The 24,940-nt window shown below is 44.5% G+C and carries 21 protein-coding genes; 12 read left to right on the top strand and 9 right to left on the bottom strand.

The features are described 5' to 3' along the window. Positions 1-14 precede the first annotated feature (14 nt). The 4 genes from deoC to deoD all read left to right on the top strand — a co-directional run bounded on the left by deoC (position 15) and on the right by deoD (position 4,328). On the top strand, positions 15-788 hold the full coding sequence (gene deoC, locus K5R16_RS02285; RefSeq protein ID WP_220735941.1) for a deoxyribose-phosphate aldolase: 774 nt from the start codon (positions 15-17) through the stop codon (positions 786-788). A gap of 163 nt (positions 789-951) precedes the next feature. Next, on the top strand, positions 952-2,283 hold the full coding sequence (deoA, locus tag K5R16_RS02280; protein WP_220735940.1) for a thymidine phosphorylase: 1,332 nt from the start codon (positions 952-954) through the stop codon (positions 2,281-2,283). 13 nt (positions 2,284-2,296) lie between these two features. Beyond that, positions 2,297-3,514, top strand: a complete 1,218-nt coding sequence (locus tag K5R16_RS02275; RefSeq protein WP_220735939.1) for a phosphopentomutase — start codon at positions 2,297-2,299, stop codon at positions 3,512-3,514. Between the two features lie 103 nt (positions 3,515-3,617). Beyond that, positions 3,618-4,328, top strand: a complete 711-nt coding sequence (gene deoD, locus K5R16_RS02270) for a purine-nucleoside phosphorylase (protein ID WP_020911404.1) — start codon at positions 3,618-3,620, stop codon at positions 4,326-4,328. 116 nt (positions 4,329-4,444) lie between these two features. Here deoD and K5R16_RS02265 read toward each other — a convergent pair whose 3' ends face one another. Then, on the bottom strand, positions 4,445-5,149 hold the full coding sequence (locus K5R16_RS02265; RefSeq protein WP_220735938.1) for a YtjB family periplasmic protein: 705 nt from the start codon (positions 5,147-5,149) through the stop codon (positions 4,445-4,447). A 78-nt stretch (positions 5,150-5,227) separates the two neighbouring features. On the opposite strand from K5R16_RS02265, the gene serB reads away from it, so the two are divergent. Together serB and K5R16_RS02255 are read left to right on the top strand one after the other, a co-directional pair. Further along, on the top strand, positions 5,228-6,199 hold the full coding sequence (serB, locus tag K5R16_RS02260) for a phosphoserine phosphatase SerB (protein ID WP_220735937.1): 972 nt from the start codon (positions 5,228-5,230) through the stop codon (positions 6,197-6,199). Between the two features lie 262 nt (positions 6,200-6,461). Then, positions 6,462-7,370 carry an alpha/beta fold hydrolase gene (locus tag K5R16_RS02255; RefSeq protein WP_220735936.1) on the top strand — a complete coding sequence of 303 codons (909 nt, stop codon included), beginning with the start codon at positions 6,462-6,464 and terminating at the stop codon, positions 7,368-7,370. Here K5R16_RS02255 and K5R16_RS02250 read toward each other — a convergent pair. Further along, positions 7,367-7,975 (bottom strand): response regulator transcription factor, encoded by a 609-nt coding sequence (locus tag K5R16_RS02250; protein WP_220735935.1) that lies wholly within the window; start codon positions 7,973-7,975, stop codon positions 7,367-7,369. The two genes, K5R16_RS02255 and K5R16_RS02250, sit on opposite strands and share 4 nt — an antisense overlap. Before the next feature lie 157 nt (positions 7,976-8,132). Between K5R16_RS02250 and K5R16_RS02245 the strand changes: the two genes are divergently transcribed. The 4 genes from K5R16_RS02245 to nrfD all read left to right on the top strand — a co-directional run bounded on the left by K5R16_RS02245 (position 8,133) and on the right by nrfD (position 14,142). Next, positions 8,133-9,917 carry a sensor histidine kinase gene (locus K5R16_RS02245; protein ID WP_220735934.1) on the top strand — a complete coding sequence of 595 codons (1,785 nt, stop codon included), beginning with the start codon at positions 8,133-8,135 and terminating at the stop codon, positions 9,915-9,917. 419 nt (positions 9,918-10,336) lie between these two features. Beyond that, positions 10,337-12,613 carry a thiosulfate reductase PhsA gene (phsA, locus tag K5R16_RS02240; RefSeq protein WP_220735933.1) on the top strand — a complete coding sequence of 759 codons (2,277 nt, stop codon included), beginning with the start codon at positions 10,337-10,339 and terminating at the stop codon, positions 12,611-12,613. A 12-nt stretch (positions 12,614-12,625) separates the two neighbouring features. Next, positions 12,626-13,198, top strand: a complete 573-nt coding sequence (locus K5R16_RS02235; RefSeq protein WP_220735932.1) for a 4Fe-4S dicluster domain-containing protein — start codon at positions 12,626-12,628, stop codon at positions 13,196-13,198. Then, on the top strand, positions 13,195-14,142 hold the full coding sequence (nrfD, locus tag K5R16_RS02230) for an NrfD/PsrC family molybdoenzyme membrane anchor subunit (RefSeq protein ID WP_220735931.1): 948 nt from the start codon (positions 13,195-13,197) through the stop codon (positions 14,140-14,142). The genes K5R16_RS02235 and nrfD overlap by 4 nt, the downstream gene beginning before the upstream one ends. Positions 14,143-14,227: 85 nt before the next feature. On the opposite strand, the gene K5R16_RS02225 is transcribed toward nrfD, so the two are convergent. Beyond that, positions 14,228-16,627, bottom strand: a complete 2,400-nt coding sequence (locus K5R16_RS02225; RefSeq protein ID WP_220735930.1) for a PilZ domain-containing protein — start codon at positions 16,625-16,627, stop codon at positions 14,228-14,230. Between the two features lie 152 nt (positions 16,628-16,779). Between K5R16_RS02225 and radA the strand changes: the two genes are divergently transcribed. Next, on the top strand, positions 16,780-18,153 hold the full coding sequence (gene radA / locus K5R16_RS02220) for a DNA repair protein RadA (protein WP_220735929.1): 1,374 nt from the start codon (positions 16,780-16,782) through the stop codon (positions 18,151-18,153). A gap of 51 nt (positions 18,154-18,204) precedes the next feature. Here the strand turns inward: radA and K5R16_RS02215 are convergent, their stop codons facing one another. From K5R16_RS02215 to K5R16_RS02205, 3 genes are all read right to left on the bottom strand, one after another. Then, complete coding sequence (locus K5R16_RS02215; RefSeq protein ID WP_220735928.1) at positions 18,205-18,576, bottom strand: PilZ domain-containing protein; 372 nt, start codon at positions 18,574-18,576, stop codon at positions 18,205-18,207. 131 nt (positions 18,577-18,707) lie between these two features. Continuing rightward, positions 18,708-19,253 (bottom strand): YgjV family protein, encoded by a 546-nt coding sequence (locus K5R16_RS02210; RefSeq protein WP_220735927.1) that lies wholly within the window; start codon positions 19,251-19,253, stop codon positions 18,708-18,710. A gap of 451 nt (positions 19,254-19,704) precedes the next feature. Then, positions 19,705-20,892, bottom strand: a complete 1,188-nt coding sequence (locus K5R16_RS02205; RefSeq protein WP_220735926.1) for a BamA/TamA family outer membrane protein — start codon at positions 20,890-20,892, stop codon at positions 19,705-19,707. A 170-nt stretch (positions 20,893-21,062) separates the two neighbouring features. Between K5R16_RS02205 and K5R16_RS02200 the strand changes: the two genes are divergently transcribed. Continuing rightward, positions 21,063-22,292, top strand: coding sequence for a DEAD/DEAH box helicase (locus K5R16_RS02200; protein ID WP_220735925.1), 1,230 nt, complete (start codon positions 21,063-21,065; stop codon positions 22,290-22,292). A 103-nt stretch (positions 22,293-22,395) separates the two neighbouring features. On the opposite strand, the gene K5R16_RS02195 is transcribed toward K5R16_RS02200, so the two are convergent. The 3 genes from K5R16_RS02195 to K5R16_RS02185 form a co-directional block, all read right to left on the bottom strand. Next, entirely contained in the window at positions 22,396-22,854 is a 459-nt protein-coding gene (locus K5R16_RS02195) for a hypothetical protein (protein ID WP_220735924.1), read from the bottom strand. Between the two features lie 259 nt (positions 22,855-23,113). Continuing rightward, positions 23,114-23,575, bottom strand: a complete 462-nt coding sequence (locus K5R16_RS02190) for a hypothetical protein (protein ID WP_220735923.1) — start codon at positions 23,573-23,575, stop codon at positions 23,114-23,116. Between the two features lie 157 nt (positions 23,576-23,732). Then, entirely contained in the window at positions 23,733-24,890 is a 1,158-nt protein-coding gene (locus K5R16_RS02185) for a BamA/TamA family outer membrane protein (RefSeq protein ID WP_220735922.1), read from the bottom strand. Positions 24,891-24,940 lie beyond the last annotated feature (50 nt).

Here is a 24,940-nt window from a genome sequence, read left to right as displayed (position 1 = left end):
CTCGGAGAGCTATTATGAGCGACTTAAAAAAAGCAGCACAACAAGCCATTAGTTTAATGGATCTTACTACGCTAAATGACGACGATACCGATCAGAAGGTTATCGATTTATGTCATAAAGCTAAGACGCCAGCTGGCGACACTGCTGCTATTTGTATCTACCCTCGCTTTATTCCTATTGCACGTAAAACGCTAAATGAGATTGGCGGCGATGATATCAAAATCGCAACAGTGACTAACTTCCCACACGGTAACGACGATATTGCCATTGCAGTATTAGAGACGCGTGCAGCAGTTGCTTACGGCGCAGATGAAGTTGATGTTGTTTTTCCATACCGCGCATTAATGGCGGGTAACGAAACTGTCGGTTTTGAGCTCGTTAAAGCCTGTAAAGAAGCTTGTGGCGATGAAGCAATCTTGAAAGTTATCATTGAATCAGGTGTTCTTGCAGATCCTGCGCTTATCCGTAAAGCATCTGAGCTATCAATCGATGCGGGTGCTGACTTCATTAAGACTTCAACAGGTAAAGTTGCTGTCAACGCAACTCTTGAAGCTGCTGAAATTATGATGACAGTGATCAGCGAAAAGAACACAAAGGTTGGCTTTAAGCCTGCTGGTGGCGTAAAAGATGCTGCAGCAGCTGCAGAGTTTTTAGGTGTTGCTGCACGTCTTCTAGGTGACGACTGGGCAACTCCTGCTACGTTCCGTTTTGGCGCTTCTAGCCTACTAACTAACTTACTTCATACATTGGAGTTAGGTGACGCACCTAAAGGACCACAAGGTTACTAATCTTTACTGATTTAGCTTGTTGTTAAGTGTGATCTAAATCTAATTAGGTGTATCAAAAGTCCGTTATGATGTAACTATATTACGGCTTTTGATTCCCCTTTAGCAGATTGCTAGCTGAAAGTTACCTTAGTTGGGAACTCAGTTACATTCTTGGAGGTAGTACATGTTTTTAGCTCAAGAAATTATTCGTAAAAAACGTAATGCTGAAGTCCTTTCAACTGAAGAGATCCAATTCTTCGTGAATGGCATCACCAATAACACTGTATCTGAAGGGCAGATCGCTGCACTCGGTATGGCTGTTTATTTCAACGACATGAATATGGATGAGCGTATCGCGCTTACCACATCCATGCGTGACTCCGGTACGGTTCTCGACTGGAAATCTCTTGACCTTAATGGTCCAATTATCGATAAGCACTCAACCGGCGGTGTGGGGGATGTCATTAGTTTGATGTTAGGCCCTATGGCTGCAGCTTGTGGTGGTTATGTACCGATGATTTCAGGTCGCGGCCTTGGTCATACTGGCGGTACACTTGATAAGTTTGATGCTATTCCTGGTTACAATACTGAGCCTGACAGTGCACTGTTTCGCAAAGTGGTAAAAGAGGCTGGCGTAGCAATTATTGGTCAGACAGGTGATCTTGTCCCTGCAGATAAACGCTTTTACTCTATCCGCGACAATACCGCGACAGTAGAGTCTATCTCACTTATTACTGCATCTATTCTTTCTAAAAAGCTTGCCGCAGGCCTCGATGCCCTAGCGATGGATGTCAAAGTTGGTACTGGCGCCTTTATGCCTACCTACGAAGCATCTGAAGAGCTTGCCCGCAGTATCACTGCTGTTGCTAATGGTGCTGGTACTAAAACAACCGCATTATTAACTGATATGAACCAAGTTTTGGCTTCATGTGCAGGTAATGCGGTTGAGGTTAAAGAAGCTGTCGACTTCATGACCGGTGCTTACCGTAATCCTCGTCTTTACGAAGTGACTATGGGACTTTGCGCAGAAATGCTTACCCTTGGTGGTATTGCAAGCAATGAAGCGGAGGCACGTGCCAAGCTGAATGAAGTGCTCGACAACGGTAAAGCTGCTGAGATATTTGGCCGCATGGTATCCGGTCTTGGTGGACCGACTGATTTCGTAGAGAACTACAGTAAATACCTACCTGATTCACAAATCATTCGTCCTGTTTACGCTGACCAAACTGGTTTTGCAACTGCAATGGATACCCGTGAGTTGGGCCTTGCCGTTGTTACCTTAGGTGGCGGACGTCGCAAGCCTGGTGACACACTTGATTACAGTGTTGGACTGACTAAAGTTTGCGCCCTTGGCGATGAAATCAGTGCCGACAAGCCTATTGCATTTATACACGCTCAATCTGAAGGTGCCTTTGCTGAAGCTGAAGCTGCAGTGAAAAAAGCGATTCACATTGGCGATACCAAACCAGAGAAAACTCCTGAGATATATCGTTATATCCGTGAGTCAGATCTGTAACGGAGCACAGTTTATGAAACGTACTATAATCATGATGCTAGATTCATTCGGCGTAGGGGCTGCACATGATGCAGAAGCCTTTGGCGACGTAGGATCAGACACTTTTGGACACATCGCAAAAGCATGTGCTGAAGGTAAAGCAAATGACGGCCGTGAAGGGCCATTAAAATTACCAAACCTAGCACGCTTGGGTTTAGGTCACGCATCTAAAGAGAGCACAGGTGAATTCCCTGCTGGTTTTGGTGATGATGTCGAGATTATCGGCGCTTACGGTCATGCCGATGAATTAAGCTCAGGTAAAGACACGCCGAGTGGACATTGGGAAATGGCGGGTGTACCTGTTTTATATGAATGGGGCTACTTTAGCGATCTGACTAACTCTTTCCCGCAGGAACTTACAGATAAGATACTTGCTCGTGCAGGTTTAACTGAGTTTCTCGGTAACTGCCACTCTTCAGGAACTGTGATCCTAGAAGAACTTGGTGAAGAGCATATGCGGACTGGTAAGCCTATTTTCTATACCTCTGCCGATTCAGTGTTCCAGATTGCTTGTCATGAAGAGAGCTTTGGACTTGAAAAATTATATGAGCTTTGCATTATCGCCCGTGAAGAGCTAGCTGATTACAACATTGGTCGTGTTATTGCCCGCCCATTCGTAGGTACTGATGCAAGTAACTTTGAGCGTACAGGCAATCGTCGTGACTATGCGGTTGAGCCTCCAGCGCCAACTGTACTCGATAAGCTTAAAGCTGCCGGCGGTGAAGTGGTTAGTGTGGGCAAGATTGCTGACATCTATGCGCATTGCGGTATTACTCAAAAAGTAAAAGCGACAGGGCTTGAAGCATTGTTTGATGCCACGCTAGAGCAGGTTAAACAAGCGGGTGATAATACGATTGTATTCACTAACTTTGTTGATTTTGACTCTCATTATGGTCATCGCCGTGATGTTGCTGGTTATGCTCGCAGCCTAGAGTATTTCGATGCTCGCTTACCAGAGATTTTGGCTCTGCTAGACGAAGATGACTTCTTACTGCTTACTGCTGACCATGGTTGTGACCCAACTTGGCCTGGTAGTGATCATACTCGCGAACGAGTACCGGTTTTAGCATATGGTGCAGGGCTCGAACCTGGATCATTAGGCCTACGTAACAGCTTTGCTGATATGGGCCAATCTATAGCGAGCTACTTTAAGCTTGAGCCTATGGAATATGGCGAATCGTTTGTTCGCTAGTTAAACCGAAACAATTTTTAAATTTGGCGGTTCACTTTGGACCGCTAGCATACAAAGACTCAAGTATTAACGACGGTCTAAAAATATAAATAGGGGTTTTCTGATGGCTACACCACACATTAATGCCGTAGACGGTGCATTTGGCGATACAGTTCTATTTCCTGGCGATCCACTACGTGCAAAATACATTGCTGAAACATTTCTAGAAAACGTTGAGCAAGTTACTGACGTTCGTAACATGCTAGGTTTTACTGGCACATACAAAGGTGTTCGCATCTCAGTTATGGGTTCAGGCATGGGTATTCCTTCTTGCTCAATCTACGCAACTGAATTGATCAAAGATTACGGCGTTAAAAACCTAATCCGTGTTGGTACTTGTGGTGCAGTTAGCACTGACGTTAAAGTACGCGACGTATTGATTGGTATGGGCGCATGTACTGATTCACAAGTTAACCGTCTACGTTTTAAAGGCCAAGATTTCGCAGCAATCGCTGACTACAGCCTACTTAGCGCTGTGGTTAAAGCTGCAGAAGAGAAAGGCACTAAGTTCCGCGTTGGTAACGTTTTCTCTGCTGATCTTTTCTACACTCCAGATCCAGAAATGTTTGACGTTATGGAAAAAATGAACATTTTAGGTGTCGAAATGGAAGCTGCAGGCCTTTACGGCGTTGCTGCTGAGTTCGGTGCTAAAGCATTATGTGTTTGTACTGTATCTGATCACATCCGTACTGGTGAAAAGACCTCTTCTGACGAGCGTCAAACTACCTTTAACGAAATGATCGAAATGACACTAGAAGCAGCTATCACTCTTTAATGAGCATTGTTGCAGTAAGCCAGTAACACTGGTTTACAGGTCATAAAAAAGCGGACATTGTTTGTCCGCTTTTTTGTGGCTGTTTGTTTTGTGCTGAAATGTATTACGATTACAATTTATGGTTTATCCACTTTCTCTTCTACAGAGAGTGTTTCATCCGCTTGATTTTCTTGTTCTTCACGTCGATGTTTAGCATTTCTTTTGCTGAGCAGTTGTCTGAACTTTATCTTAGCTTTGCGCCTGTCAAAGTCGGCACGTTTAAACGATAACGCGCGTGACAATAGCATACCGATGAGCCCAGCAATGATCAGCATCATCTGCTGCTGTTCCATATTGATCTGGTGCGCTTCTTTAATTTCATTAAAAAAGTACTTTGGCTCTAATCTGACCTCTACATAACCCAAGTTCTGTCCATCTTGCGAAACAGCTTCAACATAAGGAGGGTATTGCGCAAGCAGTTGTACCATCTCCTCGGAATCAGCTTCATAATCCTCTTGGGTGACACTTTGTGCGAAGGACAGCCTAACGCCATCTTCACTGAAAATACTGGCTGACATCACTTTAGGGTCAAGTACTAATGCGGTGGCAAGCCATTGCAACTGCTCATCATTTTCCAATTGCAGGGCTGGAGCGGCGCCATAGGCAGTTTGCTCTACTAATAATCTTGCCATCTTTTCGGTTTGGGACTTTAGAAGCTGTTGCCCTTGTAGTAGGCTAGTTTCCCACAACTGATCCAGACCAATGAATAATGCGATAGCGATAAGGATCTGTAATATCCTGCTTATTCGATGGCTCTTTTTTAGGCCTTTTAAATAAAACACTGAAATCCTTAATTTGTAGTGTACTTACTTAATCATAATTGATTATCTCGGTACTCGGTAGTTGGAGAAGCATAACTAATGGAAAATTTGAGTCAATCTACTGTTTTTGAATGGTTAAACAGTGAAAGTAGCATGTCTTACCGCACTGGGGAACAAAGATTTTCTCGGCATGTCGAGACTCAGTTTCCATCGACGTCACTGCGTTATCGGATCCTGTTTTCTGATAATAGCGGTCTTGCTGCTATAGAAGATTGGCTACTTTGTAATACGACAGAGTTAAGCCTTGCGCTCATTACCCGTAACAACGAACTGACTTGTATAGAAGTCTGCGCGGCTGAAGCGTTAAATTTTGCTGCTTTGAAGACCTTGTCGTGTGTTGAAGTATTTCAGGTTAAAGCTGATGCCCCAGTGTTAAATCAGCCGGGACTGTTAGTGATGGATATGGACTCTACCGCGATAGAGATTGAATGTATCGATGAACTTGCTGAGATGGCTGGGGTTGGTGCAGCAGTTGCTGCCGTGACAGAGCAAGCGATGCAGGGAGAGCTTGATTTTGAAGAGAGCCTGCGTGCCAGAGTGGCAAAACTCAATAACGCCGATGCTGACATTATTCAACGTTTATGTGCCAAACTGCCGTTAATGCCGGGATTGACAGCAATGGTAGCTGAGCTAAAGCAATATCAATGGCGCACAGTAGTGGCTTCTGGTGGCTTTACTCCTTTTGTTAATCACCTTAAACAGTTACTCGATTTAGATGCCGCTTTTGCTAATGAGTTAGATATTGCTGAAGGAAAGCTACTCGGCACGGTTTCTGGTCAGGTGGTTGATGCGCAGTTTAAAGCTGATACTGTCGAAAGTAGCGCTAAGCAGTGGTCAATAGCAATGGGGCAACGTGTTGCTATTGGTGATGGCGCCAATGATATCCCAATGATCAATATTGCAGACTTTGGTATTGCTTACCATGCTAAACCAAAGCTTGCTGTGGTTGCAGACGTTAATATTGATAAGCTAAACCTTAAAGTGTTGCCCTATCTATTTCAGCTCAAATAGTCTGAAGTAGTCACGCTAGGTAAGCGTGCTCTATAGTAAACATCGATTAAGCTAGTCATCTACTGACCTATAAATTCACTTTTATGGGTCTTTTTATTTTTGTTTCAAAAGTGTCTTATGCTGCTGTTCCATTTAGTAGTTCCTTTTCCTCGCTGTTTGAAACTTACTGAATTTGTTTGTATCAGCCTTTTCTTTAGAGTTATTACTCTTGTTTTTGTGTGGTTAACTCAGTAACTTAGGTTAAAAAATTGAGCATTACAGCGTGAAAACCCAACAGAAATCTCTCTTTGTGCCCTATAACCACGGCCACCTGCATTTAAGGCAATTATTGCCAGCTAACCCAGATATGAGTAAACCTCCGTTATTGATGCTGCATGGCGCAATGTCCAATGGGCGCGTTTTTTACAGTGAATCAGGTAAAGGGCTAGGCTGCTATTTAGCTGACGCAGGAGTGGTTGTCTATGTATTGGACACGCTTGGGCGAGGACACAGTACACCGAAACTTGGCCGAGGATTTAGTGCCGGGCAAGGTGAAGTCATCAGAGAGCAATTGCCACTGATCCAACAGTACATTCTTTCTCTGCATCCAAAATCCGATAGTGTGCATTGGTGCGGTCACTCATGGGGGGGGGTGTTGATGGCCAGTGCTATCGCTCGATATGACAATTTACAGCAAACGGTGGCTTCACTGGTGACCTTTGGCAGCAAACGTCGTATTGAAGTTAAGTCGCTGAGCAAGTGGTTGAAGGTCGATCTGTTCTGGAATCGACTTGCACCTTTTATAGCTTGGCAGCGTGGATATCTTCCTGCTGATAAGTTAAAGGTGGGGATGGATAATGAGTCTCAGGCTTCATTGCTGCAAAGTATCGACTGGGTTCGCGGGCATTGGATCGATCATGACGATGGCTTTAGCTACAGTCAGGCAGCAAGAAATGCAAAATGGCCTAAGTCTTGGTTTATTGCAGGGCAGGGCGATACTGTTTTAGGCAATCCTAGTGATGTACAGCGGATGATTAGCGAGTGCCAAATTCAACAGGTCGATTATACTTTACTCAGCCGTAAACATGGTTTTAAGCACGACTATGACCATGCTGGCATGTTGACCCATAAAGATGCTGTACAAGATCATTTTCCGACAGTTCGCGATTGGTACCGTCAGTTCAATCGCTAATCCTCAAGCTCAATTAAGGGGGCAAGCTTTAATAGTTCAGCTACATTTGCTGCACCAAGCTTGTCCATCAACTTTGACCTGTGCACTTCAATGGTTCTAATTGCCACACAAAGTGAGCTAGACATCTGTTTATTGGTATTGCCTGCAACAATGAGCTTAAAGATCTGCAATTCTCGCTCGGATAAACGAGTTATCAGCTGTTGTTCGGTAAATCGATTATATTTATTAACGCTGTTTTGCAGACCTTTTGAGATAGATTGCGATAACACTTGGCCTTGAACGGGTTTTTGAAAGAAATCGAAAGCACCATTTTTAAAGGCATCCACAGCCATAGGCACATCACCGTGGCCGGTAAGAAAAATGACCGACAGTGGGCTATTCGCTTCACTAAGTAGCTGCTGGACTTGTGGTCCACTAAGGCCTGGCATACGGGCATCAAGGATCACGCAGCCCGGCTGGCTAAGATCAATGCCGGCTAGAAAATCATTACCAGAGTTGAAACTTTTAATCTTGTAGCCAAATCCGTCCATAAGAAAAGTGATGGAATCAACGATAGCTTCATCATCATCGACAAGGTAGACAGGGCCGCCAATCAACGCTTGCATGGGTATTCCTCTTTCACTTTTATTAGGATCTAGTAGATAGATATCTCAGTTCCTTACTTAATGCGAACATATTTTTTACAAAGCATGAGACCCATCACGTTGGCTCTACATTAGCCTATCGTAAACTTGAGCCAGCGTTTAATTCGAGGCTAATCGAGTGTATCGGACCTTATTCTGTTTATTACTACTGTGTTGTACATCCAGTGTTTGGGGACAAACTCAATCACTCTATGTTGGCGTATTGTCTAACTGGGGCAACCAACAAGCTATTGAGCGTTGGCAACCTATGATGGAATATCTAAATGAGCAAGTACCGGGCACTGACTTTCATGTTTATCCGGGTAACTTTGAAGCGCTTAATTTGGCCATGGAGCTAGGACAGATCCAGTTTATTATTACTAACCCAGGGCAGTACCTCTACCTATCAAACCAGTATCCGCTATCTTGGCTAGCAACAATGCGTTCAGCGCGCCATAACGGCGCCACGTCGGCCATCGGTTCAGCCATTATCGTTAAGGCGGAAAGTGACTATCGAACTCTCTATGATCTAAAAGGCAAGGTGATTGCGGCAAGTGATCCCCACGCTCTTGGCGGGTATCAAGCAACAGTGGGCTTGATGCATAAACTGGGGATGGAGTCGGAAGATTACTTTAAAGAAGTTAAGTTTCTTGGTTTCCCACTCGATCCGCTTCTGTATCAAGTCCGAGATGGCAATGTTGATGCGGCGATCACGCCGTTGTGTACCTTTGAAGATATGATAGCTCGCGGACTTATCAACGCGGCAGACTATCGTATTCTTAATCCAAGTCGGCCAGATGGCTTTGATTGTCAATGTAGCACCAGCCTTTATCCCAATTGGTCATTTGCTGCGAGTGAAAGTGTTGATATTGGTTTGAGTAAACAGATCACTCAAGCGTTAATGGAGTTGCCAACGGAGCATCCAGCTGCAATCAAAGCACAACTCATGGGCTGGACATCCCCCATAAGTCAATTAGCGGTTATTCAACTTTTTGGCGAACTTCATGTGCATGCTAGCGATGGTAGTCGTTGGGAGAGCGTTGAAAACTGGCTCAAAGATAATCGGCATTGGGGCATATTTGCCATTTTTGTATTTCTGGTCGCCACGGTTTACCACTTGTGGATAGAGTATCGCTTTCACCAGAAAAGTGAATCGTTAATCGCTACTGAAAGGCAGCTAAAACAGCAAGCTATTGCTCTTGAACGACTACAAAGCGCCTCAATTATTGGCGAGATTGGTGCTGGCTTAGCCCATGAAATTAATCAGCCGATTGCGGCGATTACCAGTTACAGCGAAGGCGGTATTATGCGCTTAGAGGGAGGGCAAGCAGGTGACAGCGCATCAATGATTGAGCTATTGCAAAAGATCCACAGCCAGTCGACTCGAGCCGGAGAGGTGGTGCATCGGATCCGCAGCCTGCTGAAACGACGTGAATCGGTAATGAGTGACGTTAATATTCTCAGCTTAGTTGATGAGTGCATATCCTTGTTAAAGTTGGAGTCTCAGCGCCGAGAGATTCAAATAACCAAGCGTATTAAAGGCGAGCCTTTCTTCATTAGTGCTGATCGGGTTGGATTGCTGCAGGTACTTATCAATCTGACTAAAAACAGTATTGATGCCATTGCTGAAGCGCAAACAGAAGTTGAGGGAAAAATTGTTATCGAACTTGTTTTTAAAGAGTTTCAAGTTGACGTACTGGTTATCGATAACGGTAGTGGTTTGGAACAAAGTTCAGATTCAGTCATGGCTACCTTCTTTACCACCAAGGAAGATGGTTTGGGCTTAGGCTTAGCTATCTGTAATGAAGTAGTCAATGAACACGATGGCGCATTCTCTCTTCATGACCGTATTGATGGGCAAGTCGGTTGTGTTGCCAAAATTAGCTTAAAAAAACGTGGTAGTGAGCGCAGTGTAGAAGTGTAATTAACGTTTCTATTGCCTATCGCCAAACCAGTATCTTCAAATTTCACACTTTTAGAAGCCTGTTAAATATGCCGGCTTCTTTTCCTCTGAACTTTCTGTATTTCCGCAACAGTGTAATCAGTTTGACAGCGTTTTTTGGGAAGGTTTTTCTTAAATTTATCGCAAGCTTATCGAAATGTGGTTTACCACAATAGACATATTCTATCGGTTTATGTTGGACGAAAACTGAACTGTGAAACGACTCACAAAGCGTAATATGTAAATGTCGATATGTGGTTTACCACAATATTCAGCTGATAATTCCTAGCAGACAATGGTGAAAAGTTTGGGGCGGCAGCCATTTTCTAGCATAAACGCTAACGAAAGGCCGCAAGTTCCCAGCAAAGCACTGAGTTCCAATGTCTACTGGGAGAATCATCATGAAACTAGATCGGCGAACCTTTATTAAAGGGGCTGGCGCAACGACAGCAGGCTGCGCACTGGCAAGCTTACCTGGCTCGTTAGCCGCTTTTGGAGAATCAACATTGAAGGGCAGCGCTGAGTCCGTTGCCAGTATTTGTGAAATGTGTTCCACACGTTGTCCTATCTCGGCACGAATTGTTAATGGCAAGAACGTGTCGATATTGGGTAACGCAAATGCTAAGTCTTATGGTGGTGCGGTTTGTGCTCGAGGCGGAGCAGGTCACAGTCAACTTTACGATAAGCAACGCATCGTTAAGCCATTAAAGCGTGTTGGTGAGCGTGGAGAGGGGAAGTGGCAAGAGATTGAATGGGACGAAGCCTATGCAACCATTGCTGAAAATCTTAATAGAATTAAAGCAGATCACGGCGCCGAATCCGTCGCTTTCTCGTCAAAATCGGGTTCTCTTTCTGGTCACCTTTTTCACCTTGCTAAAGCCTTTGGCAGCCCTAATACCTTTACCCATGCATCTACTTGTCCAGCGGGTTATGTTGTTGCAGCCAAGGCCATGTTTGGCGGTAAAATTAAGCGTGATTTGAGCAACTCTAAGTACATCATCAACTTTGGGCATAACCTCTATGAAGGCATCAATATGTCTGAAACCAGAGGCATGATGAATGCACAAATGGAAAAGGGCGCTAAGCTGGTGGTATTTGAGCCGCGCTTTTCGATTGTGGCAGATAAAGCCGATGAGTGGTATGCCATCAAGCCCGGCACCGATGTTGCGGTGGCACTGGCCATTTGTCATACACTTATCGAAGATGATCTGTACGACAAAGCCTTTGTCGCTGAGTTTGTTACAGGGTTCGCTGAGTTTGCCAAAGAAGTTAAAGCTTATACACCTGAATGGGCTGAATCTATCAGTGATGTGCCTGCAGAAGATATTCGTCGCATCACCCACGAGTATGCCGCTGCAGCCCCTCATGTATTGGTTGATTTTGGTCACCGCTCCTCATTTACTACCGAAGAGTTTGAAATGCGCCGAGCGCTTTATGCTGCCAACGTGTTAGTGGGTAATATTGAGCGAAAAGGCGGTTTGTACTTCGGCAAGAAAGCCTCCAAATACAATAAATTTGCAGGAGAAAATGTCGCGCCTACGTTGGCGAAACCCGGCGTAAAAGATATGCCAAAAATTGATGCAAAACGCATCGACATGGTTGACGAGCAATACTCACTATTGTGGTCATCAGGCGGGATCTACCAGACTATTCTAGACTCCACACTCGACGCCAAGCCTTATCAACTGCACGGCTGGGTAATGAGCCGCACCAACCCAATGCAAACCATGACAGACAGAGCAAGGATCGTTAAAACGATGCAAAAGCTCGACTTTGTGGTCGCTTGCGATATCTACATTAGCGAAAGTGCAGCTTACGCCGATATCTTCCTCCCTGAATCGACTTACCTTGAGCGTGATGAAGAGATTGTCGATAAGTCGGGTAAGAACCCAGCTTACTATGTGCGCCAGAAAGTGGTGGAAACCATTGGTAATACCAAACCAAGCTGGATGATTTGGAAAGAGCTAGCCGATAAGTTAGGCCAAGGTCAATTCTTCCCGTGGCAGAACATGGAAACACTGCAACTATTTCAAGTTGATAAGAATACGCCGCTACTAAACAAGATAAAAAGTGATGGTTGGGTTAGCTATGGTAAGCCGTTATTGCTGCGTGAACCTGCAATGGTCAAAGCGTTCAGCGCGAGCTATCCCAATGCTAAGCCATTGGATGAAGATGGCACCTATGCAAGCCAGTTAAGCTTCAAGACACCGTCGGGTAAAATTGAACTGAGTTCTAACAAAGTCGAAAAGATGGCGCCAGGACGCGGCGTAATCCGCTACCGAGAAGTGAATATGAAAAAAGCCGATGAGCTGTTTTTCATTCAAGGCAAGGTGGCAGTTCATACCAATGCTGCTACACAAAATGTGCCGATGCTTGCCAACTTGATGTCTGACAATGCTGTGTGGATCCACCCTATTACAGCAGGACTTCTGAGTATCTCCAGCGGTGATGCTATTCGTATCTACAACGATACTGGCAGTGAAGAGGGGCATGCCTTGGTTACGCCAGGTATACGTCCAGATACTGTGTTTGCCTACATGGGCTGCGGTTCTAAAAACAAAGAGCTAGCGCGAGCAACGGGTAAAGGCGTGCATTGCGGTAACTTACTTCCTCACGTTACGTCTCCGGTGACAGGTATGAACCTGCATACCACCGGCGTCAAAATTGCCAAGATTTAATCGGAGATCATTATGACTAAACGTTATGTTCTGGTGCACGATGAAAACAAGTGCATTGGTTGCCAAGCCTGCAACGTGGCTTGCCGCAGCGAAAATAATGTACCTGAGTCCGTGACTCGGCTACAAGTTCGAATTGAAGGGCCATATGGCAACTTCCCCCACTTACATTTTAAGTACAATCGTGTCTCTTGCGAGCAGTGCGAAAACGCGCCTTGTGTAAAGGTTTGTCCTACTGGTGCAGCGTACGTCAATGACGATGGCATCGTTTCAATCAATGAAGGCAAATGTGTGGGCTGTCTCTACTGTGTTGCAGCGTGTCCTTACAAAGTGCGCTTTATTAATCCTGAAACGCGGGTGCCAGACAAATGCGATTTCTGTAAAGAGAGCCGCTTAGCACGAGGAGAAGAGCCTGCTTGTGTCAGTGTTTGCCCAACGGATGCACTCACTTTCGGCGATGCCAACGATTTGAACTCAGAAGTACGTAAGGTGTTAGACACCAAACAGAACTACCAACAGAAGGTGAACCTTGGTACTGAACCAAGAGTGTACCGAATTCCAAGCCGTCGAGGGGGGATCAAAGCATGAACAATATATGGGGCTCAATGGAGCAATACGATCCCGTTGTTTGGAACTGGATCATCGCGGTTTACCTATTCATGGCGGGATTGTCCGCAGGCTCAATGCTGGTGGCAATAGGGCTTAAATGGTACAAAAAGAACCGTGGTTTACCCACTGAAGGTTTACCGGTTATCAAGGCGGCAGCAGTGATTGGCCCTGTGGCAATCTGTTTAGGTATGGCATTGCTAGTACTTGATTTAACTAAGCCTTTTGAGTTTTATCATATCTTACTCAATTACAACTTGAGTTCGGTTATGGCATGGGGGGTGATCGCGTTACTGGTGTATATTCCGTTAGTATTTGTATTTGCTGCGTTAGTGTTCGAAAAGCAAGTACTGCACTATGCGCCTTGGCTTGCTGGAGTATTAAAGGTATGTCGTCAACTTGAAGGTAGCCTTAACAAACTTATTTTTGCGCTCGCTTTAGGCGTTGGGGTTTACACTGGTTTCCTATTATCGGCGATGATTAGTTACCCTATCCTAAATACCGCGGTACTACCGGCGCTGTTTTTAGCTTCGGCAATGTCGGTCGGCTCAGCGGGTAATATACTCGTTGCGACACTGTTCTTTAGTAAGAAAGAGTCTGATTGCATTGAGCAAGTGCACCGTATCGAGTATCCAGTGGCGTTTAACGAAGCGCTTTGTCTAGTGTTGTTGTTTGTCGGGCTTAACTTTTCAGGCCCAGCAGCACAAGCGGCAACGGCCGCGATAACCACTGGCGCATGGGCAAGTGTGTTTTGGATTGGTGTGGTTGGCTTAGGTCTAGTGGTGCCTGTACTGGCAAGTACCTTAGCGCCAAAGGCATGGCGTCATACTAAAGGCTTTTTAATCACGGTCTCGTGTAGCACCATTTTAGGAGTGCTAGCACTACGCCACTTTGTGGTATATGCCGGACAAAGTTATATTAGCTAATTGCTAAAAAGGTAATAAAAAAGGCAGCACTAGTGAATACTAGCGCTGCCTTTTATTGCTGATTAAGAATATCGCTTAGCCAGATTTAATCCTGAGTATCAAGCGCAGGAAAACGTAATAAGACCTCGCGAGTCACATCGAGCAGCTCGCCAACACCGATAATTCGCCACAGTTGTTCCTCTAGCTTTTTGCCTTTGTGCTGAGCATGGATCTTTATGTATTCTCGTTCTCTACGGATATAGTCTAGATCCGGCTTTCCTACTGCGCCTCGATAAACGCGTAATGCTAAAAATTCACCGAGGCGGCTACTTTGCTCGATGAACTGTTGTAAGTGGCCGCTATCCTTAATATCGGAATCTGCGATACAGCGAACGTTAATCTTACCTTGAGAGTGCTGCGATATTTGCAGATAAACTTCGTAAAAAGACAGACCGTTTTGTGGTTTCATGGTGCGAATCGGGGTCACAATATCGCGTTTGAGCTTGCCATCTTGAAACAGTGGCGCTAAATCATATTCCAATAAGTTATTGGTATTAGAGGCGAAGATATTGGCGATATGGTTTTGTTCTTTACCTATCCCGATAGTCGAGACGTAAGCTGACTTCAATGTTTTTTCTAGATAAAAAGGCACAGACACCAGCTTTCTGAGCAGTATGTTTTTCATTCCATCGGCAAGCTCTTTTACCTCATGATTGTTCTCAGTGAGCTTATCGAACTTATCTTTATTGTGCTCGATTAAGCGATTGAGGAACTCAACGCCAATATGAGGGGTATGTCCTATCTGCGCGGCAAGGTGCAAAGTCACACCGTTCTTTCTTGTGCGTATAAGACGGTAGGGCAGATGTTGTAAAGAGGTTTTTCCAGCGATGGTTTGTAATTTGGGAAAGCTAACAGCAATGGGAGCCGTTGGGTTAAATTCAACCGCGGTTTCAGTGGTCAGTTGCATCCCTTTACTGGAGATATCTTGAGTCAATGCCGTGGCGCTGAGTTTCCCTTGAGTTAATAAGACCGGGGTTTTAAATGCAAAGCGAGCCTCATTACGACGCTCGCTGAACTGCATCGAGACCTGCTTCAAATTATGTGTTTTAAGCTTTTTCTGACCAAAAACTTTAAGTTCATTGGCACTGCTGTTGTTAAAATTCTTCCAAGTTTGATACTGCTCGTTTGCAGCATCATTAGTGACATCGATCAATTGGATCACATGAGTAAATGCCGCTAGTTGTGTCTCGGTTAATGCGCTATAGCTAGCGTCATCCCCAGGCAATAAACTCGCACGATACGATTGTTGGTGATCGATGGTTTGCCGAGCAACATGGAAAACACGCCAACTTGGTTTGGTCGCGCCAAAGCTTAAAAACAGCGCCTGTAACTGTTTTTCTTGTAATTCAGCCAAGGTTGCAGAGTAATAATATTTGCTGCCTTTTGCTTGAAAGGTGAAGCAAAAAAGCTGGCAGTGGGCGCTGTTATCATCAGAGTTAATGATGGCATTTAAACGGGAGGGAGTGAGCAGTGCTTTAATCTGAGTGACACCCGACTCATCTTTAAAGTACTGTGAAATAGCCTGATTGTCTCGGCCTAAAAAAAGATGGGTTGGCAAATATTGAAGCCCCGCATTACCTTGCTCCTTGTGCTCAATAAAGAGTGCAAGGTGCGGTAGATGTGGCAGATAATGACGTTCGAAACCTAACCCTTTGGCGGTGACCAGCACATCATTGACATCAACTTTATATCGGAACTTAAACCCTCTTATAAGTTTACCCAACATTTCAGCCAAAGCCTCACTGCCTGAAATTCGTTTTAGCCTCAACCAGTTGTATTCATTATTGCCCTCAATATCGACAATTTCGTATTCAACCCCTTGTTGAAGATCTCGGTGATAATAGTCATCACTTAACTCTAGTAATTTGACTCTAATTGGCTGCTTGGCATTGAGGTTTTGTTTCGCGGGCAGGCGAATTCGTGCACCACCGACCGACAAGTCTACCGTAATCCCCATGTATTGTTGCATCGCTTGGGATACTTCAATTTTCATGCTGTAGTTCATGCGCTCTTCACTGCGCGCAAAGTAGTTACCCAGTACGACACCTTCTGCGACGTATGGCGTTGGTGTATTGTCACCACTGTTTGCACTGCTGCGGGCTTTTAGTATTCGTGCTTTATGGGCCGCGATGACTTGCTCGTAAACGCCAAGAGTATATTGCTCTCTATATAGCGCTAACGCTTCTTGAAAACTGGCTTTCGCTGGTGGATCGATAAAGTGAGTTTGTGCGCCAAACTCAAAGCTTTCACAGCGGAGATCGGTTTTATTACGTAGGTCGATAATTCGAGTGCAGCTAGCGGCTAATCGGTTGAGTTCCATCTTAAGCAGAAAACGGGTGGAATTTGACTCTTCTGCAGTGAGCTGTTCAAACAACTCATGGAAATCGGGTTCCATGAGTAAGGGGATTAGTTGTTCTATTAGCGCATTATGCAGATCTAAACTCATCTATTACTTCTTTTAGGATGCTTATTGGACCAATGGCTGATAGGCTCACAGGCAAGTTTTTATAATTATTTCCAGTACTATCTTCCTTGTACTCATAGTTATCGGCTTAAAGTGCCGATACTTTATCGACTTTATACTACCTAGAAAGAATCATGGCAAAGAATAAAACAGCTTACGTATGTAATGAATGTGGTCAAGACTTTCCTCGCTGGCAGGGCCAGTGTAGTGCTTGCCAAGAGTGGAACACCATTAGTGAACTTAAGATCTCTACCATTAAACCAACAACAGCAACCAGTGCTGGTTACGCTGGCGCTGTTGGTGGTGGTTCGAAAAAGCTCACTGAGATTGAAGAGGTCGAGGCACAAAAGAGACTGACCGGCATAGGAGAGTTAGATAGAGTATTGTGCGGGGGCCTAACGACTGGCTCGGTAAACATCATATCTGGCGACCCTGGTGCGGGTAAAACGACTTTGTTGTCTGATCTTGTTTCGCGTATGTCGCAGTTAATGCCGTCTCTTTATTGTACTGCAGAGGAATCTCTATCGCAGTTTAAAAATCGCGTAAATCGATTAAAGCTGAATTGCAACGAAGACAATCTTTACCTTATGGCTGAGACTAGCGTAGAGGCTATTATTGCCGAGCTTGAAGCCAAACAGGTTAAATTTGCAGTGATTGATTCTATTCAAGCGGTCGTCACTGAGATGGCGAATGGCAGTCCCGGTTCGCCTTCACAAGTAAAAGGCAGTGCCCAAGCGCTGACACAATACTGTAAGCAAAACAATGTCACCATGTTCTTAGTGGCACATGTGAATAAAAACAATGAAACGGCAGGCCCACAGACTCTTATTCATATCGTTGACTGTTTAACCCATATCGAGTGCAATGACGGTCAAGTGCGCACACTTAGAGCGAATAAAAACCGTTTTGGTGATGTGGATACCGTTGGTATATTTCGCATGACAGAGCGCGGTATGTTGAGTGTTGATAACCCCAGTGAAATATTCCTCTCTGGTTCGAGCACTGAATCTCCAGGAGCCGCGATCACCTGTATTCGTAAAGGTAATCGCAATCTGCTACTTGAGATCCAATGTTTGACCACTGAAACCGAGGGCGAATTTCCACAGCGGGTATGTGTTGGTCTTAATATGAATCGTATTAAGATGTTAACCGGTATTTTACGCAAACATACCAAGACGAAAATCTTCCACGATACCTACTTTAATTTGGTCGGAGGCTTGAAGATTGATGAGTCTGAAACCTGTATCGATTTAGCTTTGGTTACGGCACTGCTCAGTAGTCTTAATGATTTTGTGGTACCAAGAACAACCTGCATCATGGGTGAGTTAAGTCTTAATGGCGATGTCAGACCAATCGATAGCGGCGTAGCTAGAGTGAAAGAAGCGGTACAGCACGGCTTTACTGAGATCTATATTCCGTTTAGGAATTATCATAAATCGATGGAAGGGTTAGGCGCGAAAGTCCATGCGATTAAAACAGTCCATGAACTTATTGAGCTGATTAACTAATGACAAAAGTTAGCGATAACTATTGAGCCGCTAGCCGGCCCTGGGCATGAGTTATTTTTCAGGGCTGCGCATATCAATAAATAGCGCCAGCTCTCGGTTAAGTAGTGTTGGGTCGCCAACATTAAGTTCAACCAGTCGTCTTAAATGGCTAATACTTTCAACATCTATATGCCGACAAGCTAAGCCCAGTTGATTATCTTTTTGGTGAACGAGCTGAGTTTCCATCTGCAGCAAAATATCAGAGTCTGGAATGGTAAAGCTTAACTGCAGCTGCCCTGTTTCGGGGGCAAATTGCGCGGGAGTTTCTACGAGCGCACCATTGAGACTAATGTCGAGCAATGTTGTTTGCCAGACGGCTTCTTGGCAGCGAAGTTGTGCTTGATTGGAAAATAAAACCCTTGAAAACTGTCGACGTTCATTCATATTGCTTTCCTTGTCTTGCGATCCCTTTATCAACTTCAGTGCATTACATTTTCGTCGCTATAGTAATTTAATGAAGAACTTGAGTAAAACATTCTGCTGACATTTAAGCTAATTTAGCTGTAAAGTTCTACTTAAGCTGTGCTCTCTAGTGCGTAAGACTGCTGCTTTACAGCGGGCAATCCCTTAAGGATAATCGCAATTGTGATTAGCTGATAAGCGATACCCGACCATGAAAGCAGGTGAACCGATAGCATTAGGTTAAGTATGTTACTCAATAGCATGGCGTAACGTAATTTCAACGAGCTGCAATAAAACAGGGCGTAGCTCATTAAAACAGCGGCAGCAACAGCGCACCATTCAGACCAATGTTCAGCCCAAATAAAGCCTTGTATTACAGCTAACGCTGAAAACAGCAGCGGCAACAATGTTATCCGCCAACCACAGCGTGCTTTTTCGCTTCTACAGCTGCCAAATCGACCAATATTAAGCAGTTGGTTCATCATGCCTAAGGTACTGCCAAGCAGCCCCAAGTGGATTGCTGTTAAGCCAGATGCTAACAGGTTGCCTGAGACGAGTTTAGCATCGCATGACTGAGCATTTGCCCACCAACCGATAGCCATAGACACAAAACCTATCGCTTGAACCCAAAATAACGCTTGATGAGATAACTCGAACACAGAACGACCAACAATAACGACATAATTAAACCGGCTGCTATTGTCGTTTTTTTAGCCGTTAGCGTTGTGATCCAGTCGTCACTTTAGCATTTGCTTTATCATGCTTTGCTGTAGTTTGTGACTTGGCTCATGTTTTGCTGCTTATATTACTAGGGGCTGTTGATCTTTCACGGTTGTTTTTGCCGCAGTTTATTGGCTATTTTGACAAGGCGGAGGCTATGCCGTTTAGTTATTCTCCACAAATAGTCTACAACACAGTAAAAATAGCCAAGAAACGCGGCCCTTTGGGTTCGATTCAATGCTTCTATTCTTTTATGACTAGAATGTGTTATGAGCTTTTCACTTAGCCAGCTAAGCTTTATCGCTCAAGCCTTGTACTAGAAGCATTATTCCTTACGGTAAAGAACCGAACAACAACTAAGCTCGAAAGATCAACAGCCCCTAGTGAGCATTAAAACCCAGTGCCAACATTAACGTACCAGGCTACATCTTCAGGGCCTTTAGCAACATCGATGCCCATATGTAGGCCATAACGACGGGCTATTGTGTATCTAAAGCCGACTCCGTAAGCATTTTGTTCATCGCTGTCCCACATTGAGCTGCTCGAATCTCCAGCCACACCGCTGCCTAAAAAGGAAAGCAACATCCAACGCGGAGTGACTTTCCACATTAGTTGCACCTCCGCTGAGCCAACGCTTTCGCCCTGGTAGCGATTTTTTGGAATACCGCGGAGGTCGATATAAGGATAAGCAAATACAGGTAGGCGATCATCGCTTGTAACAGATTGATAGCGCGCCTTTAATCCAAATGTCAGCTTCTTAGATAGTGGCCAATAGTTGATACCTTCAACATTCAAAGTTTGGTAATCATAATCACTGCCTAGGCTTTCGCTAAACCAATCATATTCAAAAGTGTAGTTATAGCCGCTGGTAGGCAGAAAAAAGTTGTTGAGGCTGTCATATTCGATAACAGCGCCAAGTGCCGACACTGTAGGTGAAGCGTTTAATAACCCTGTGAGTCTATCAATCAGTTCTGCTGGAATAGTACTATTTTTGTGTCGATTGCTCATATCAACACTAAGGAATTTTTGTGATACACCGACAAAGAATGCACTACCAGGAATACGATACTGGAATTTCTGCAGTAATCCATAACCTTGCAAGTTAAGATCGAGGGAGAGGGCATCAGCAAAATCGTTTTGGCTGTAATAGCTCATATTGATATCGCCATAGCCGCCACCGACCAAGTAACGAATACTGTCTTTGCCCCATGTTTGTCTATGTCCAGCAAAGCCCACTTTTGTGCCATTGTCTGTGGCGCCGACTCCGACAACCGATATGCCAGGAGTGAGTAGTTGTGCACCACCATCAATGGAGTGGGTGGCGACCTCTTTTCGTTTGTCTCTTTGGGCGTCAGTCTCATGCAGAAATAACCCCATTACCGCTAGACCGTTACCCACTGACGGTTCGGTGATAATGCTAGGCACCGGCAGAAAGCCGTAGGCATTTTCCGCTAGATATTCCCCTGCATCAAAGTAACCATCAATGGGGTCAAAGAAATCAATTGCGGTTGCATTACTTGAGAGCAAGCTGGAAGTTGCAATGGTTATGGATAGCACTATCTTGTTATTATTTATCACGTTATTCGATCCCTCTTAAACGAGTTTTGAGTATAGTCTCTCAAGCTTAATATGTTCAAATAACTCGCTGCCATTGCTTGGCTGAGTTACCAGCTAAAGCGAATAAAACAACTGTGATATTTTCTGTTACTATGCGCGCAAGTTCTATAGCAATATTTAGGTACATGCAGGTGTCTTTTTCATCTTTATTATTAAGTGACGAGTTACTAAGCCTTATAAAGCAAAAAGGCTATAACGAGCCTACACCGATCCAAACTGCTGCCATTCCGGCTATTTTAAGTGGTAAAGATTTAATGGCGAGCGCTCAAACGGGCACCGGTAAAACCGCGGCTTTTACCCTACCAATACTGCAAAAGTTGGCGATACAGTCTGTTGATAAAAAGACTGATAGCATTCGTGCTTTAATCTTAGTACCGACTCGTGAACTTGCTGTACAAGTAAATAAAAGTGTCACTGAATACGGGGTGAATACCGCGCTTAAAAGTGTGGTTATTTATGGCGGCGTAAGCATTGATGCTCAGGCAAATTCGCTGGCTGCAGGCGCCGATATTGTGGTTGCTACCCCTGGTAGGTTACTGGATCATCTGCGCCGTGGTTCTTTATCCTTAATGGCGATAGAAACCTTGGTTTTTGATGAAGCCGACAGAATGCTGGATATGGGCTTTATGGATGAGATAAAGGCCATTCTAAAGCAGCTGCCAGCGGAGCGACAAACTCTACTGTTTTCGGCGACCTTTTCAGATGCTATCTATCGCCTAAGTAAGCAGCTACTTAACAAACCTGAACGCATTGAAGTTGATAAGGCTAATAGCGCCGCAGACAGTATTGAACAAATAGTCTATGCGGTTGATAGCGAGCGAAAGGCTGCCCTAATTAGCCATTTAATTATTAAGCATGACTGGCAACAAGTACTTATTTTTAGCCGTAAGAAACAAACCGCCGATACTATTACCAGTAAGTTAGCTGCAGCAGGTGTTGCTGCTAAAGCTTTTCATGGTGATTTAAGTCAAGGTGCGCGCGAACAAGTGCTTAATGATTTTAAGGCGGGCAATATTAAGGCGTTAGTGGCAACGGATGTGGCGGCGCGTGGGCTTGATATTGTTGAGCTTAATTATGTGGTTAATTTTGAGATCCCATTTGTTGCTGAAGACTATATCCATCGTATAGGCCGCACAGGTAGAGCGGGTTGCACAGGTAAAGCCATTACACTTTACAGTGAAGATGATGCTCGCTTGCTCGAAGAGCTTGAGTCTTTGCTGGATAAACGTTTACCGCAGCAATGGTTACCGGGTTTTGAGCCAGATTTAACCAAAATGGACGTGCAGCCGCGCAAAAATGGTAAAGCAGCGCAAAGACAACGTGCTAAAAAACGGGCTTTGGGCTCAAAGGGGAAGCGTTAACCTATTATAAACGCTGCTTTGTTTAAATAGGCACTGCGTTGCGATGACTGCTTTTAGTTTATATGTTTAATGTGTTTCACCGCTTTTACTGATTAAAGCTTAACTACTTTATTAGCAACTGGGTATTGCGTTGATGTAACAGCTTATCCGTTCTATTTACTGAACGATTTTTTGCTATTAGCGTTTTAATATTCATTGCCTCATCGTTCTGGTTGATACTGACGGAGACCTTGTCGCCTTGTTTAAGGTCATCTGCATAATGGTCTAGTTCCATACTGACAATTTTACCGTCATCCAGCCGAACAGTCACTTCAGACACCTTTTGGAGTGTTACTTCATCAATTGGGTCTTTAGTGGCAGTGCCGAGGATCCAGCCCGGTGAACTAACATGTCGATCGGCAACCATTAGTCTTGCTAATTCATTATTAGCAGCAGCTTTAGCATCTCTTATCTGAGTCATTGTGTTTGTTAGTACCTCTCCCTGAACTTCTTGGCAGGCGTCTTTGTTAGAGCAACCACTGATGAACAGAGTGAGTAGTAGGCTAGTGACTGTTATTTTCATGCTGTATTTTATTGAGGGTTAGGAGCCTATCATTATCTATATAATATAGAGTGGGTTACAGTTAGTTAGTATTCGTTTTTGTAGTAGGTAGCTTGAGATGATGAACTTATTGTCAAAAGCAGCTAGTTATATAGCGACTAGAAGTTATATAAAAATAAAAAAGCGTAGCGACCTGGGAGTGTAGTCACTACGCTGCGAAACTATTATCAGTCTCTAAATTTTGTATTGTTAAAACTTGCACCGTAAAGCCGAGTGCTGACTATTTTGCTAGCAGAGCTGTATCGTGTAGATGCAATCCTTTCTCTGATGTTTTAGCTGCATGATTGCTAACCGTTAGCGGCTTAATATCAATTGCCTCTCCATACTTGTTGATGCTTACATCTACCTTGTCACCCTGCTTAAACTCTTCGGTATAGATGTCGAGTTTAACGCTGACGACTTGACCATTATCAAGACGGATGACAAGTTCAGAAACTTGACCTAAAGTCGCCTCTTCTATTGCGTCACCAACCAGTCCACCGATGATCCAGCTTGTTAGCCTAGTGTCACTGTCAGATGCGGCAAGGCTGGCTAGTTGACCTACTGCTTTTCCGCCACCTTCGTTATCTGCCTTAGCCATTTGATTGGCTAAGATTTCCCCTTGGGTTTCTCGAGCGACATCGTTGCTAGCACAGCCAGTAAATGCCAGTGTAAAAAGTAGTGCCGTTAGTATCTTTTTCATTGTGTTTGCTCATCATCATTGTTGTGTATGGGGCTATTATGTACTGACTTTCTTATAGGTAACAGTTAGTAAATATTCGTTTATCGGGTGGGTAGTTGGTTTTAACAATTAAAAAAAGGAGCCATTAGTCTCCTTTGTTATCGAAAGTAAGTACGAGTTACCATGCGCCACCGAATTGTAGATACACAGTCCACTCTTCAGGGCCTTTAGCGATATCAATTCCAGTTCTTAACCCGAGCTGACGAGCGATTAGGTATCTAAAACCTGCACCTTGTGCATTTTGCCACTTAGCTTGATTAAAGCTTTGGTCGTTATTGACTGCTTTGCCTGTGCCTGCAAAACCTAAAACAGTCCAGCGGTCGTCTATGTCGTAGCTGACCTCTACTTCAGCGAGTGCGGTATTATCAGCTTGGTAACGCATTGCTGCCATGCCGCGCATATCAATAAAAGGTTTAGCATAAAAAGGTGCACCGTCTGTTGTTGATTTAGCATCAAGGCGCATGGCGACTCCCCACTTAGGGGCTACCCGGTGATAGCTCTGCACAAAGGCGTGATAATCTTGATAATCAAAATCTCCGCCGACACCTTTGCCATGCATATTGGCCTTCACACCAGCTTTGGTGCCTTTTCTGGGGGCAAACTGATTGTCTCGACTGTCATAGGTGAATTTGAGTCCTAAATGAGCGTCTGTACTATCTAATGCCAGGGGGTCAACACCTGGCAGCATAGAAGAGAGGTCAAAAGATGCCTCTGAACTCATATTGACGTAATCAGCCCCGATAAAGAAGTTACTGCTACCGATCCTAAAATCGATATCTTGGAAGAAATATAAGCCTTTAATGTTGAACTTATTGGCTTGATCTGAGCCCTCTTGGTAGTACTGTAGGTTGAAGTCAGCGCCGAATATACCGCCTAAGTAACGGATATTGTCGTTCTTCCAATTTCCTGAATGAAACACTCCTGCGAGCGAGCTTCCATTGCTAGTGGCTGCACCGACTACACCAGTAACGCTTGGTGGGATCTCAGAGACTTGTTCGGGGTTCTGTTCACGGATAGCTTTCTGCTCCTCCGTTTCATGAAAAAACAGCAAGGCTGCGCCGCCACCAGTACCCACAGCTGGCTCTGTAATAATCAGTGGAATAGGCATAAAGCCAGCTGAGTTATCCAAAATCCATTGACTAGCGTCTATACGCCCATCTATCGGATCTTTAAAGCCATCCATAAAGCTTGCTGATGCAATGTTAGGCAGCATTAACAGAGATAATGCGCCTACTAAGGCCGTTTTTACGGCCGGTTTATTGTTGCTAGTTTTCATGTTCACTCCCCCAAGGATTGCGCGCTGCGTTAAAACAGCGCGCGACAAAA

Origin of the sequence: Shewanella sp. c952 (assembly GCF_019654975.1) — a bacterium.
Taxonomy (GTDB): Bacteria; Pseudomonadota; Gammaproteobacteria; order Enterobacterales; family Shewanellaceae; genus Shewanella.
This window is presented reverse-complemented; position numbering and strand designations above follow the sequence as displayed.

Bases quoted from the DNA above. Each gene is read 5' to 3' on its own strand.
- K5R16_RS02195 (WP_220735924.1), bottom strand. From the start codon at position 22,854: ATGAAAATAACAGTCACTAGCCTACTACTCACTCTGTTCATCAGTGGT.
- nrfD (WP_220735931.1), top strand. From the start codon at position 13,195: ATGAACAATATATGGGGCTCAATGGAGCAATACGATCCCGTTGTTTGG.
- phsA (WP_220735933.1), top strand. From the start codon at position 10,337: ATGAAACTAGATCGGCGAACCTTTATTAAAGGGGCTGGCGCAACGACA.
- deoA (WP_220735940.1), top strand. From the start codon at position 952: ATGTTTTTAGCTCAAGAAATTATTCGTAAAAAACGTAATGCTGAAGTC.
- K5R16_RS02225 (WP_220735930.1), bottom strand. From the start codon at position 16,627: ATGAGTTTAGATCTGCATAATGCGCTAATAGAACAACTAATCCCCTTA.
- K5R16_RS02250 (WP_220735935.1), bottom strand. From the start codon at position 7,975: ATGCAAGCGTTGATTGGCGGCCCTGTCTACCTTGTCGATGATGATGAA.
- K5R16_RS02215 (WP_220735928.1), bottom strand. From the start codon at position 18,576: ATGAATGAACGTCGACAGTTTTCAAGGGTTTTATTTTCCAATCAAGCA.
- deoC (WP_220735941.1), top strand. From the start codon at position 15: ATGAGCGACTTAAAAAAAGCAGCACAACAAGCCATTAGTTTAATGGAT.
- K5R16_RS02275 (WP_220735939.1), top strand. From the start codon at position 2,297: ATGAAACGTACTATAATCATGATGCTAGATTCATTCGGCGTAGGGGCT.
- serB (WP_220735937.1), top strand. From the start codon at position 5,228: ATGGAAAATTTGAGTCAATCTACTGTTTTTGAATGGTTAAACAGTGAA.
- radA (WP_220735929.1), top strand. From the start codon at position 16,780: ATGGCAAAGAATAAAACAGCTTACGTATGTAATGAATGTGGTCAAGAC.
- K5R16_RS02190 (WP_220735923.1), bottom strand. From the start codon at position 23,575: ATGAAAAAGATACTAACGGCACTACTTTTTACACTGGCATTTACTGGC.
- K5R16_RS02235 (WP_220735932.1), top strand. From the start codon at position 12,626: ATGACTAAACGTTATGTTCTGGTGCACGATGAAAACAAGTGCATTGGT.
- deoD (WP_020911404.1), top strand. From the start codon at position 3,618: ATGGCTACACCACACATTAATGCCGTAGACGGTGCATTTGGCGATACA.
- K5R16_RS02185 (WP_220735922.1), bottom strand. From the start codon at position 24,890: ATGAAAACTAGCAACAATAAACCGGCCGTAAAAACGGCCTTAGTAGGC.